Here is an 11,420-nt window from a genome sequence, read left to right as displayed (position 1 = left end):
TTGTCGTATCCCGAAGAGGTCTACTTCGGACAGACCGGCGAGGTGAACGCGCGCTTCCGCCCCGCGAGCACGCCGCCGGACAAGGGCACCGAGGGCGACGGCATCCACTACCTCGCGACCACCGCCACCACGGGTGGCGAGTTCGGGCTGTACCGCGTGATGATGAGACCGAGGGCGGGCGGCCCGGCGACCCACTTCCACCGGACGATCTCCGAGTCGTTCTTCGTCCTCAACGGCGTCGTGCGCCTCTACAACGGCGACAGGTGGATCGAGGCGGGGCCGGGCGACTTCCTGCACGTGCCGCAGGGCGGGTTGCACGCCTTCCGCAACGACTCCGACGCGGCGGCCGAGATGCTGCTGCTGTTCACGCCCGGCGCGCCGCGCGAGGAGTACTTCGAGAGGCTCGGGGACATCGCGGAGGAAGACCTCACCGCGTTCCGGGTCAAGCACGACTCGTACTTCGTCTGATCCCGGCGGTGCCGGACCGGCGAACCGGTCCGGCACCGCGGGACCACTACTCCGAGACGGCGATCGCCGACGCCGGGCAGACGGCGGCCGCGTGCTTCACGTCCGCGAGCCGCTCGGCCGGCGGGTGTGCGTCGAGCAGGTCCACCAGACCGTCGTCGTCGCGCTGGTCGAACACGTCGTCCGCGGCCAGCACGCACTGGCCCGCCCCGACGCACTTGCCCTGGTCCACCACGATGTTCACGCCGACCTCCAGGTGACGGGCAGCTCCGCGACGCCGCCGGTGAGCGTCGCGCGGACCTGCAGCTGGTCGAGTTCCTTGGCGAGCCGCATGTCCGGCAGGCGCTTGGCCAGGGCGGCGAACACGACGCGCAGCTCCGTGCGGGCCAGCGAGGCGCCGATGCAGAAGTGGGCGCCGTGGCCGAAGCCGAGGTGCGTCCTCTCCGGACGGTCCGGGTTGAACTCCTCGGCGTCGGAGTACACGGTCGCGTCGCGGTTGGCGGCGTTGATGGAGAGCACCACCGCGTCACCGGCCTGGATCGTCACGCCCGCGATGTCGACGTCCTCCCGCGCGTACCGGAGCAGGCCGAGGTCGCCGGGGGCGCCGAGGCGCATGACCTCCTCGACCACCGCGTCGACGCGGCCGTCCGGGTCGGCGACGAGCGCGTCCCAGCGCGAGCGATCGGTGAGCAGGAACAGCACGCCGAGGCCGATGCGGTTGACCGTGGTCTCGTGGCCCGCGAACAGCAGGCCGACGCAGAGCCGGACCATCTGCACGTAGTCGAACGTCTCGTCGTCGGCCTGGGCGCGCACGAGGTCGGAGATCACGTCCTCGCCGAGCGCACCGCGCTTGCCCTCGACGAGACCGACCATGTACCGCATGAACTCCTCGCGCGCCCGCTGCGCCTCGTCACCGATCTCGGTGCCGGCCATGCGTTCGGACAGCGACGCGAACTTCTCGTTGTCCTCCTCGGGCACCCCGAGCAGCCGACAGATCATGGCAACCGGCAGCGGAAACGCGAGGCCGTGGTGCAGGTCCACCACGCCGGTCCGCTCGTGCTCGGCGACCAGCGCGTCGAGGTAGCCGTCGACCAGCTCCTCCATGTTGTCGCCCAGCTTCCGCATCCGCTTCGCGGAGAACGCGGGCGTGAGCAGGCGGCGCATGCGCGTGTGGTCGGCCTCCTCGGTCGCGTACTCACCGGTGGGCCCGTCCTGGACGGCGGCGGTCGAGACGCGGGAGGCCTTCTCCGGTTCGGGGTGGGACCGGCCGAAGCGCTTGTCCCCCAGCAGGAGGCGGACCTCCTCGAAACGGGTCACGAGCCAGGCGGGGTCCCCCGCCGGTGTCGTCACGGGTGCGATCGGCGCCTCACGTCGCAGCACCTCGTAGAGCGGAGCGAGTTCGAGGACGTTCGGCCTGGGCAGCGGTAGCGTCAGGCGCTCTGCGTCAATGCTCATGCACCGACCGTAGCGCTTAATGGCAGATGCTGCCAATAAATGTTCTCAGGCGGGTGACGTGCTTGAATCGCCCGATGACGGACGTTGCGACAGAAAAGCCTCGCCGGGGACGGCCGCCGGTGAGCGACGAGCAGCGTCGGCGTCAGCGCCTCGACATCTCGCGCCACGCCGTCCGGTTGTTCGCCGAGAAGGGCGTCGCCGCGACGTCGGGAGAGCAGATCGCGCAGGCCGCGGGCGTCTCCGAGCGCACGTTCTGGCGCTACTTCCCGCAGAAGGAGAGCTGCGTCGAGCCGCTGCTCACGAAGATGGTGGACGCGTTCTGCGCCGTCGTGCGGGCCTGGCCGCGTGAGATCGACCTCATCGACCACCTGCGCGAGGCCTACAGCCCGTTGCTCGACGCGGCCTCCGACGAGGACATCGAGGCGGTCCTCTCGGTCGTGCGGCTCACCCACGGCGAACGGGCGTTGCGCGCTGCCTACCTGATGCTGCGCGAACGGGCGGAGGACGCGCTCACCGAGGTGCTCGCGGAACGCCTGGGCCGCCCGTCCGACGGCTTCGACGTCCGGGTGCAGGCCGCGTCGATGAGCGCGGTGCTCAAGGTCGCCACCGACGAGGTGGCGCGGGCGGCGGCGGGCGGCGTCACCACGGAGACCCTGGACGGGCACCGGGAGCAGATCGCCACCGCGCTGCGGGACCTTTCGCAGATGTTGTAGCTACACCGACATGTTCGACCACGCCCAGATGAACGTCACGACCAGTGCGATGACGACCAGCACACCGACCGAACCGGCCAGCGCGAGGCCCGTTCCCGCCGACCGCCACGGTGCCGGTGCGGCGACTTTCACGACCAGGCCGACGAGGGCCGAGCCGAGGGCGATCCAGATGAACGAGTAGGCGTATTCGCCACCCCGCCAGCCGAACGACTCGAAGGTGTCGTTCAGGAAGGCGACGACGGTCAGGGTCAGCAGGACGGCGGTGGTGGCGAACCCGGCCAGTGCGGCGAGGCGGCCACGGTCGATTTCGGTCACACGTCGAGGGTGCCGCCACTCCTGGGAGACGGCATCGGTACAACTACTCACACCCCGAGCAGCGAGACCACGCGATCCCGCAGCGCGTGCGCGACCGAGTCGAAGCCGTTCTTCACGTAGTCGCCCTGGGCCGCGAAGACCGCGTCGGCGTACTTGCCGGTGAACGTCTCGAAGGTCTGGTAGCCGCACCGGTCCGCGGACAGCGGCGTGATCACCTGGTCGCGCGTGCCGAGCAGGCCGGGGAACGTGTCCCCGGTGTCGTAGCGCAGCAACCGAGGGGGTTCGACCGCGCGGATGTACTCGCGACTGACCCACGTGCCCGCGGAGCCGTCCGGGCGCGGCAGCGTCAGGTCGATCGGTGAGCCGACGGCCAGCGTGGTCGTCACCGCCAGCGTGTAGGGATTCCACTGTGGATAGTTCGGGTAGTCGAGCAGCACGTCCCACACGAACGCGGCGGGCGCGTCGATCTCGACGACCACGGACTCGATCAGATGTGTGCTCATGCCGGCATGTACTCCCCGCCGTTCACGTCCAGCACGGCCCCGGTGACCTCGGAGGCGTTGCGGGACAAGAGGAACAGGATCGCTCCGGCGCAGGCGTCGTCGGCCGGGATGCGGCCCAGCGGGTTGCGGGCCGCGATCTCGTCGTAGACGGCCTGTTCGGTGGTGCCGCGCGCCTCGGCGGTGAACTTGAGGTAGAAGCGCACGCCGGGTCCGTCGAGCCAGCCCAGCACGGCCTGGTTGGCGCGGATGCCGTGCTCGCCCAGCTCCAGGGCGAGGAACTGGGTCGCGGTCGCCATCGCGGCCTTCGCGACGGCGTAGCCGCCTTCGCCCCGCATCGGTTTGCGGGTGGTCATGGTGCCCACGTTGACGATCGAGCCGCGCCCGGCGGCCTTCATGTGCGGCACGACCGCGCGCGTCACGTTCAGGGCGCCGAACAGGATGATGTCCACCGAGCGGCGGACGGCCTTCTCCGGCGTGTCCAGCAGGTCGAACCAGCCGGGGTGACCGAAGGCCGAGTTCACCAGGCCGGTGATGGCGCCGAAGCGCTCGACGGCCGTCTCGACCAGGTGGGCCACCTCGTCGGGGCGGCGGACGTCGCACCGCACGCCGATCGCTTCCCCGCCGGCCGCGCCGATTTCCTTCTCGGCCTGCTTCATCACGTCGGCCGAGCGGGCGGCCATCACGACCCTCGCCCCCTCGGCGGCGGCGCGGACGGCCAGCTTCGAGCCCAGGCCGGGGCCGACGCCGGTGATCAGCACGACCTCGTCTCGCAGCATCACAGGTAGACCTCCGAGTAGAAGGCGAAGTCGCGGCGCAGCTGGTCCTCGGACAGGCCGAAGTCCTCGGGGGTGTAGGAGTGCGAGCCGTGGCGTTCGGTGCGGTTCTGCTCGAGGTAGGTCTCGAACGCCTCGTCGTCGGCGGGACCGGGAGGCAGGCCCAGGGCGGTCATGACCTCGCGGGCGACCTCCAGGGGTCTGCCGACGGTGTCGGCGAAGCGCACGTCCACGAACCGGTCGGGGCGTGCGGAGCGGGCCGCGGCGAATCCCTCCAGCGTCCTGGCGAACCGGCGGGACCAGTACCGTCCGATGTGGACCGGGTCGGCGTCGTCGCTGTACTGCGAGGACATCGCGCGGACCATCGACGCGTACGACGGCACGGCGCTGACCGGGGAGCGGTGCGTCATCACGATCCTGCAGTCCGGGAACTCGTCCAGCACCGTGTCGACGGCGGTCAGGTGGTGCGGTGACTTGAGCACCCAGGGCAGCGAGCGCGCGGTGTTCTGCCACTGCAACACCTGCAGCCACTCGCGCAGTTCACGGTAGGCGGGGTGCTGGTCCGCGGAGCGCAGCCAGTCGCCGTACGTGGGCACCCGGTAGAACGAGTCGAAGCTCATCGACACGAACGTGCGGTCCAGCAGGATCACGTCCTCCTCCGGCCCGTCCCACACGACGGTGTGCAGGTCGCCGAAGTCGGGGGAGAGCTGCGAGAACACCTGCATGCGTTCCCGGGCGCGGGCTTTGCGCAGCTCCGCGTCCGGGCCCTCGCCGGGGAACGGCAGCGGGTAGGCGACCTCCCAGGACAGCGTGGACGTCACCTGCGGTGAGGCGGACAGCAGCCGGTGCAGCAGCGTCGACCCGGTGCGCGGCAGGCCGCAGATCTCGGCGGCCACGCGGACCTCGACGTCGAGCACCCCGGGGTTCGACCGCTGCACCGCGCGCAGCCGCAGCCGGTCGGACAGCAGTGCGGTGAGCCGGTGCCTGGTGAGCTCGAAACCCAGTGGGGACAACGCGGCCTCGGTGTTGAGGCTGTGCACGAGCACGTCCAGCGGCTCGCGGAACCAGTCGTCGCCGAAGTCCGCGAGCCCGGTCTTCGCCGTGGCCTTCTCCATCAGGTCCGGCACCTTCAGCGCCGTCATCGAACCTCCTCCAGTGCGACCACGCGGCACTTCGGAACGGGGTGCTCGGACGCGCCGAGCCAGCGCAGCAACGCCGTGCCGGACGTGTGGCCGCAGGTGTCGATCCAGTTGCCCACGCCGGGGTCCTCGGCGGCCACGACGATCGTCAGCCGGCCGTCGGTGAGCGACGCCGTGTGCTTGTTGACGGTGATCCTGCGCCGGTGGTCGAGCGACTCCATCCACCAGTTGTCGAGCTGGAAGTTCCAGTACGGGCAGTCCGGCACGTCGGTCTCGATCACCCACGCCTCGCCGGGTCGCAACGCCCAGTACCCGTGCAGGTAGAAGATCTCCGGGTCGCCGCCCGCGCGCTGGAACATCTCCTGGCCGAAGTCGGGGAGTTCGTTGGGGCGCGCCATGAACGTGCGCGTCCAGTGCGCGAACGTGGCCGCGGTGCCGTGCACCGACAAAGCCGCCCGCCGCAACGCTTTGGCGAGGAACTCCGGCGTCAGGGGAGCGGGTTCGGCCGGGCCGCCGACCTGTTCGACGTGCCACGAGCCGGGGGTTTCGGTGGTGCGGTCGAGATAGGTCTGGCGCACCACCAGTCCCGTGGAGTCGGGAGCGAGCGGGAGCCAGTTGCCCCTCTGCTCGGTCGCGCTCGCGATGATCTCGACCGTGCCGTCCGGGGCGATCTCGAGGTCGGCGTCGGACAGCTCCCCGGTCGACGCCATGGTGCCGTCCTTGGCGTACCGGTTGGCCTTCGAGCCGATGCTGAAGTACGCGATGGTGCCGCGGGTGCCGGTGATCCGGTACGTGCGGTCGCCGCGGACGTTCGCGGACAGGTAGACGTTGTCCGGGTTGTCCGCGCCGATCTTCACGAGGTCGAGCTCGTGGAAGCGCGGGAAGTCCGGATCGGCGTTGTCCAGGCAGGAGTAGAGCATCTCGCGGGTCAGCCGCGCGAGGTACCGGTACCCCTCCGCGCGGTCCAGCGGGGTGTCGGGCGCCCCGTCCGAGAGCACCACGTCACCGGCCTTCTCCAACGCCCGGCAGAACTGCGACCACGCCTCGTCCGGCACCGGATGCCTCCCGAAGTTAGAACGTGTTCTAGCGGAACCTACACGATTCTGGACAACGTTCAACAGACGCCGAGCGTGCGAAGCCGTGCCACCACGGCGTCGGCGGCGGCCTGCGGGCTCAGCTCCGTCGTGTCGATCCGGACCTCGGGATCGAGCGGTGGTTCGTAGGGGGAGTCGATGCCGGTGAAGTTCGCCAGCTCACCCCTGCGCGCCTTGCGGTACAGGCCTTTCGGATCACGCCGCTCGGCGACCTCGAGCGGGGTGTCGACGAAGACCTCGCAGAACTCGTCCTCCTCGACCAGGCCCCGTGCCAGCGCCCGCTCGGCCCGGAACGGCGAGATGAACGAGACCAGCACGACCAGTCCGGCGTCGACCATCAGCGCGGCGACCTCGGCGATGCGCCGGATGTTCTCGACGCGGTCGGCGTCGGTGAACCCGAGGTCGGAGTTGAGCCCGTGCCGGACGTTGTCGCCGTCGAGCAGGAACGTGTGCCTTCCCTCGGCGTGCAGCGCCTTCTCGACGAGGTCCGCGATCGTGGACTTGCCCGCGCCGGACAGCCCGGTCAGCCACACGACGCACGGCCGGTGCCCGTTGCGCGCGATCCGGGCGTTCTTGTCGACGGTCAGTTCCTGCCAGCGCACGTTCGCCGGGCTCAGCGCGAAGTCGATCATCCCGGCGCCGACCGTGGCGTTGGACAGCCGGTCGAGCACGATGAACGACCCGAGGTCGCGGTTCGCCCGGTAGCCCTCGAAGGGCACGGGCGCGTCGAAGTGCACGGTGTCGACGCCGATCTCGTTGAGAGCCAACGCCTTCGTCGCGGTGAACCCGACCGTGCGCGCGCCGATCTTCGCGAGGTACTGCCGGCCGGGCAGCAATCCCGTCTCGTGCAGCCAGACCAGCTTCGCCTGGAACGAGTCGGCGACACGGGGTGGGTCCGCGGCGTCGCCCAGCACGTCACCGCGGCTCGCGTCCACCTCGTCGGCCAGCACGACCGTGACCGACGAGCCGGTCGGCGCCACCTCCAGGTCGCCGTCCATCGTGACGATCCTGGCCACCCTGGTGGTGCGCGGGCCGAGGCGGACCTCCTGGTCCCGTGCCAGCGTCCCGTCCAGCACGCGCCCGGCCAGGCCCCGGAACGTCGCGTCCGGCCTGGTCACCCACTGCACGAGGAACCGGGCCGGGCCGTCCCGCCGCGTCGGCGGCTTCACGGTTTCCAGCCACTGCACCAAGGTCGGGCCGTCGTACCAGGGCGTGAGACCGCCGCGACCGACCACGTTCACACCTTCGGTCGCCGACATCGGCACGCAGGTGACCTCGTCGAGGTCCAGTTCCGCCGCGAACTCCAGGAACTCGGCTCCGACCTGCTCGAAGGCGTCCCGCGAGTAGCCCAGCAGGTCGAGCTTGTTCACCGCCACGGCCACGTGCCGGATGCCCAGCAACGACACGATGCGCGCGTGCCGCCGCGTCTGGCTGAGCACGCCTTTGCGCGCGTCGAGCAGCAGGACAGCCGCATCGGCCGTGGACGCGCCGGTGACCATGTTGCGCGTGTACTGCTCGTGTCCCGGCGTGTCCGCGACGATGAACCGCCGTGCCTGCGTGGCGAAGAACCGGTAGGCGACGTCGATCGTGATGCCCTGCTCGCGTTCGGCGGCCAGACCGTCCACGAGCAGCGCGAAGTCCAGGTCGCCGCCGCGCGTGCCGACCCGCCGCGAGTCCGCCTCCAGCGCCGCCAGGTGGTCGGCGTAGAGCAGCTTCGACTCGTAGAGCAGGCGCCCGATCAGCGTGCTCTTGCCGTCGTCGACGCTGCCGCAGGTGATGAACCGCAGAAGCTCCATCAGAAGTAACCCTCCCGCTTCTTGCGCTCCATCGACCCGCTCGAGTCGTGGTCGATCACCCGCCCCTGCCGCTCCGACGTCGTCGCGGTGCGCATCTCCTCGACGATCTCCGCGACCGTGCGGGCCCCGCTGCGGACCGCGCCCGTCAGCGGGTAGCAGCCGAGCGTGCGGAACCGGACCAGTTCGTGGCGCGGTCGTTCGTGCAACGGCATCCGGTCGTCGTCGACCATGATCAGCGCTCCGTCGCGGTCCACCACCGGGCGTGACGCCGCGAAGTACAGCGGCACCACGGGAATCCGCTCCCGTTCGACGTAGCGCCACACGTCGAGCTCGGTCCAGTTCGACAGCGGGAACACCCGGATGCTCTCGCCGGGCGCGACCCGCGTGTTGTAGAGCCGCCACAGCTCGGGCCGCTGGTCCTTCGGCTCCCAGCGGTGCTGCGCGGTGCGGAACGAGAACACCCTTTCCTTGGCGCGGGAGGCTTCCTCGTCCCGCCGCGCGCCGCCGAGCGCGACGTCGAAGCGGTGCTCGTCCAGCGCCTGCCGCAGACCCTGGGTCTTCCACAGGTCGGTGTGCACCGCGGAACCGTGGTCGAACGGGTTGATGCCCGCCGCCACGCAGTCCGGGTTGCGGTGCACGATCAGCTCCAGGCCCAGTTCGGCGGCCGTCGCGTCGCGGAACGCGATCATCTCCCGGAACTTCCACGTGGTGTCGACGTGCAGCAGCGGGAACGGCGGCTTAGACGGGTAGAAGGCCTTGCGCGCCAGGTGCAGCAGCACCGAGCTGTCCTTGCCGATCGAGTACAGCAGGACCGGTCGCGCGCTCTCCGCCACGGCCTCGCGGAAGATGTCGATGCTGTCGGCTTCGAGGTGGTCGAGGTGGTCCACGTCACCGAGGGTAGGAGCAAAACGAACAACGTTCAATATGCGTTCTGAACGTTGTTCAAGTTAGGCTGGACGCGTGAGCACCGAGCAGACCGCCTGGGGTGACGCGGAGGGCAGGCGGCGCGACATCCTGTCGTCCGCCGAGCGGATCCTCGAGGAGCAGGGGTACGCGGGCCTGACCATGCGCGCGATCGCGGTCGGCGCCGGCGTCAGTTCCGGCACCGTCTACCAGTACTTCTCCGGCAAGGAGGACGTCTTCGCGGCGTTGATGGAACGGCGCCTGGACGAACTGCGGCGCACCCTCGCGTCCGTCGACCGCACCCTCGGCATCGCGGGCGTGCTGAAGGAGGTCGAGCCGCAGGTCACCGAGTTCTGGCGGCGGTTCGGGCGGTCGGCCGCGCAGTGGGAGGCCAAGGTGCTCTCCGGTGGCCGTCGCGGCAAGGAGGCCGCGAACTCGGCCCAGGACTACCGCAAGACGCTCAAGGCCCTCGCCAAGGCTCTCGAGGAGACGGCGTCGGCGAGCGGCCAGGAGCTGATCGACGACCCCGCGCTGCCGCACTGGGTCTGGGACTCGCTGATCGGCCTCGCGGACGACCTGCTGCTGCAGGGCGCGCGGATCAACCGGGTCAAGCCGGCTCAGCTGGTCGCGTTCGCCACGGGGGCGATCGAGCGGGGGATCATCGCCCGCTGACGGGCTGGTCGTAGCGGCGCCGGATGCTCGTGCCGAGAATGCCGATGTCGGCGCCGTAGACGTGGATCGAGATGGCGACGGAGCTGGAGTTGTTGCACACCTTGTGGATGTCGCCCGGCGGCACGAGGTAGGACGCCACACCCTCCGGGGTCTTGTTGACGCGCAACGGGATCAGCCGGTCGCCGCGCAGCCGGTAGGTGGTTTCCTCCTCCTCGCCCACGTAAGTGCCGACCACGCACCACGACACGTGGTCGTGGATGCACGTCTCCTGGCCCGGTAACCAGACGAGCGCCACGACCGAGAAGCTGCCGTCCGGTTCGACGTGCAGGACGTGCTGGCGGTAGGCGTTCGGGTCGGGCTCGCGCTGCGCCGCGCTCAGCAGGAACGGGTCGGTGAGGTGCCCTTCCAGCGTGCGGGCCACCTGTGCGGCAACGGTTTCGTCGTCGCCACCGCGGGCGATCGCGGCGCGGAGGGAGCCCACGAGAAGCGTGGCCGTGGGGGAGAGCAGGCTGTGCGTCATGAGCGGGTCCTCCTCCGAGGAACGGGGAGATCAGCCGATCAACACCGTGCCGGTCAGCACGAGCACGACGATCACCGTGGTCGAGAGCAGGCCCAGCAGCAGCACGGCCGGGCCGGAGCGGATGAGGGAGCGCAGGCGCACCGCCGTGCCGAGCGCGAACATGCCCGCGGCCAGCAGGACGGTGTCGACGAACGTCGCCGCCGACAGCACGACGTCGGGCAGCAGGCCGGTCGCCCGCACCGCCGCCATCGCGAGGAAGCCGAGCACGAACAGCGGCACGATCGGCGGGCGTTGGCCCGAGGTCGGGTACTTGAGGCGTTCGGCGAAGCTCACGGCGGCGAGCATGGGCGCGAGCAGCACGACCCGTGTCAGCTTCACCGCGACGGCGATGGCCAGGGCACCGCTCACCGGTCCGGCGGCGGCCACGACCTGCGCGACCTCGTGCACGCTGCCACCCGCCCACACGCCGTACTGCGCGGGCGTGAGGCCGGTCAGCGGGAACAACGCGGGCAGGCCGAACATCGCGACGGTGCCGAAGAGCGTGACCAGGCCGAGCGCCTTCGCCACGTCCTCCTCGTCCTGCTGCCGGACGCTGTTCATCGCGGCCACGGCGGAGGCGCCGCAGATCGAGAAGCCGGTCGCGATCAGCAACGACAGGCCCTCGCCCACCCCGAGCACCCGTCCGAGCCACCGCGTCACGACGAACGTGACCACCACGGCGACCACCGCGAGGACGAGGATCTCGTAACCGAGCTTCAGCACGTCGTGGAAGACCAGCTTGAGCCCGAGGAGCACCACACCGAGGCGCAGGAGGCGACGGCCCGCGAGCTTCACGCCCGGCGTGACCGAGGCCGGCAGCGTCACGACGTTGGCGACGACGGCGCCGAGCAGCACGGCGATGGTCAGCGCGCTGACCGACGGGAAGAGCCAGGACACCACCATCGCGACCGTGACACCGGCTCCGACCAGCGCGAGGCCGGGCAGGACCGAGTCGGCGGTGCGCGGAGTGGTCCTGACGATGCCCATGCCACCACGATGGCGAGCAGGGGCTATGCGCAGTAGATGGCCATTT

At 70.3% G+C, this 11,420-nt stretch carries 14 protein-coding genes; 3 read left to right on the top strand and 11 right to left on the bottom strand.

What is annotated here, in order from left to right; all coding sequences use genetic code 11:
- On the top strand, positions 1 to 468 hold the full coding sequence (locus tag ND450_RS19080) for a cupin domain-containing protein (protein WP_253327416.1): 468 nt from the start codon (positions 1 to 3) through the stop codon (positions 466 to 468).
- A gap of 46 nt (positions 469 to 514) precedes the next feature.
- Here the strand turns inward: ND450_RS19080 and ND450_RS19075 are convergent, their stop codons facing one another.
- On the bottom strand, positions 515 to 709 hold the full coding sequence (locus ND450_RS19075) for a ferredoxin (RefSeq protein ID WP_089919376.1): 195 nt from the start codon (positions 707 to 709) through the stop codon (positions 515 to 517).
- The gene (locus ND450_RS19070; RefSeq protein WP_253327415.1) at positions 706 to 1,920 is read right to left on the bottom strand and encodes a cytochrome P450; all 1,215 of its coding nucleotides are present in this window, start codon (positions 1,918 to 1,920) and stop codon (positions 706 to 708) included. The genes ND450_RS19075 and ND450_RS19070 overlap by 4 nt, the downstream gene beginning before the upstream one ends.
- A gap of 119 nt (positions 1,921 to 2,039) precedes the next feature.
- Here ND450_RS19070 and ND450_RS19065 point away from each other — a divergent pair, with 119 nt between their 5' ends.
- Complete coding sequence (locus tag ND450_RS19065; protein WP_253327414.1) at positions 2,040 to 2,633, top strand: TetR family transcriptional regulator; 594 nt, start codon at positions 2,040 to 2,042, stop codon at positions 2,631 to 2,633.
- On the opposite strand, the gene ND450_RS19060 is transcribed toward ND450_RS19065, so the two are convergent.
- From ND450_RS19060 to cysD, 7 genes are read right to left on the bottom strand one after another with little or no spacing between them, the layout of a single operon-like run.
- Positions 2,634 to 2,948, bottom strand: coding sequence for a hypothetical protein (locus ND450_RS19060; RefSeq protein WP_253327413.1), 315 nt, complete (start codon positions 2,946 to 2,948; stop codon positions 2,634 to 2,636). It abuts the gene before it with no gap.
- Between the two features lie 47 nt (positions 2,949 to 2,995).
- On the bottom strand, positions 2,996 to 3,451 hold the full coding sequence (locus ND450_RS19055) for an SRPBCC domain-containing protein (protein ID WP_253327412.1): 456 nt from the start codon (positions 3,449 to 3,451) through the stop codon (positions 2,996 to 2,998).
- Complete coding sequence (locus tag ND450_RS19050) at positions 3,448 to 4,227, bottom strand: SDR family oxidoreductase (protein ID WP_253327411.1); 780 nt, start codon at positions 4,225 to 4,227, stop codon at positions 3,448 to 3,450. The genes ND450_RS19055 and ND450_RS19050 overlap by 4 nt, the downstream gene beginning before the upstream one ends.
- On the bottom strand, positions 4,227 to 5,366 hold the full coding sequence (locus tag ND450_RS19045; protein ID WP_253327410.1) for a sulfotransferase: 1,140 nt from the start codon (positions 5,364 to 5,366) through the stop codon (positions 4,227 to 4,229). Before ND450_RS19045 ends, ND450_RS19050 begins: the two co-directional genes overlap by 1 nt.
- Positions 5,363 to 6,418 carry a DUF1214 domain-containing protein gene (locus ND450_RS19040; protein ID WP_253327409.1) on the bottom strand — a complete coding sequence of 352 codons (1,056 nt, stop codon included), beginning with the start codon at positions 6,416 to 6,418 and terminating at the stop codon, positions 5,363 to 5,365. The genes ND450_RS19045 and ND450_RS19040 overlap by 4 nt, the downstream gene beginning before the upstream one ends.
- A 59-nt stretch (positions 6,419 to 6,477) precedes the next feature.
- Complete coding sequence (cysC, locus tag ND450_RS19035) at positions 6,478 to 8,253, bottom strand: adenylyl-sulfate kinase (protein WP_253327408.1); 1,776 nt, start codon at positions 8,251 to 8,253, stop codon at positions 6,478 to 6,480.
- On the bottom strand, positions 8,253 to 9,176 hold the full coding sequence (cysD, locus tag ND450_RS19030) for a sulfate adenylyltransferase subunit CysD (protein WP_371927730.1): 924 nt from the start codon (positions 9,174 to 9,176) through the stop codon (positions 8,253 to 8,255). Before cysD ends, cysC begins: the two co-directional genes overlap by 1 nt.
- A gap of 37 nt (positions 9,177 to 9,213) precedes the next feature.
- Between cysD and ND450_RS19025 the strand changes: the two genes are divergently transcribed.
- Positions 9,214 to 9,828: a TetR/AcrR family transcriptional regulator gene (locus ND450_RS19025; RefSeq protein ID WP_253327406.1), complete on the top strand. Its 615-nt coding sequence runs from the start codon at positions 9,214 to 9,216 to the stop codon at positions 9,826 to 9,828.
- Here ND450_RS19025 and ND450_RS19020 read toward each other — a convergent pair.
- Both ND450_RS19020 and ND450_RS19015 read right to left on the bottom strand, forming a co-directional pair.
- Positions 9,815 to 10,348 carry a cysteine dioxygenase family protein gene (locus tag ND450_RS19020; RefSeq protein ID WP_253327405.1) on the bottom strand — a complete coding sequence of 178 codons (534 nt, stop codon included), beginning with the start codon at positions 10,346 to 10,348 and terminating at the stop codon, positions 9,815 to 9,817. The genes ND450_RS19025 and ND450_RS19020 overlap by 14 nt on opposite strands.
- A 30-nt stretch (positions 10,349 to 10,378) precedes the next feature.
- Positions 10,379 to 11,374, bottom strand: a complete 996-nt coding sequence (locus ND450_RS19015; protein ID WP_253327404.1) for a YeiH family protein — start codon at positions 11,372 to 11,374, stop codon at positions 10,379 to 10,381.
- Between the last annotated feature and the right edge of the window lie 46 nt (positions 11,375 to 11,420).

It is taken from the genome of Lentzea sp. HUAS12 (assembly GCF_024125735.1).
In the GTDB taxonomy this organism is placed as follows: domain Bacteria; phylum Actinomycetota; class Actinomycetes; order Mycobacteriales; family Pseudonocardiaceae; genus Lentzea; species Lentzea albida.
The sequence above is the reverse complement of the archived record's forward strand: the minus strand, read 5'-3'. Positions and strand labels throughout refer to the sequence as shown.

What these genes read in the sequence shown, in the direction of transcription:
- ND450_RS19070 (WP_253327415.1), bottom strand. Translation starts at nt 1,920, where the DNA reads ATGAGCATTGACGCAGAGCGCCTGACGCTACCGCTGCCCAGGCCGAAC.
- ND450_RS19055 (WP_253327412.1), bottom strand. Translation starts at nt 3,451, where the DNA reads ATGAGCACACATCTGATCGAGTCCGTGGTCGTCGAGATCGACGCGCCC.
- ND450_RS19050 (WP_253327411.1), bottom strand. Translation starts at nt 4,227, where the DNA reads ATGCTGCGAGACGAGGTCGTGCTGATCACCGGCGTCGGCCCCGGCCTG.
- ND450_RS19045 (WP_253327410.1), bottom strand. Translation starts at nt 5,366, where the DNA reads ATGACGGCGCTGAAGGTGCCGGACCTGATGGAGAAGGCCACGGCGAAG.
- cysC (WP_253327408.1), bottom strand. Translation starts at nt 8,253, where the DNA reads ATGGAGCTTCTGCGGTTCATCACCTGCGGCAGCGTCGACGACGGCAAG.
- ND450_RS19020 (WP_253327405.1), bottom strand. Translation starts at nt 10,348, where the DNA reads ATGACGCACAGCCTGCTCTCCCCCACGGCCACGCTTCTCGTGGGCTCC.
- ND450_RS19015 (WP_253327404.1), bottom strand. Translation starts at nt 11,374, where the DNA reads ATGGGCATCGTCAGGACCACTCCGCGCACCGCCGACTCGGTCCTGCCC.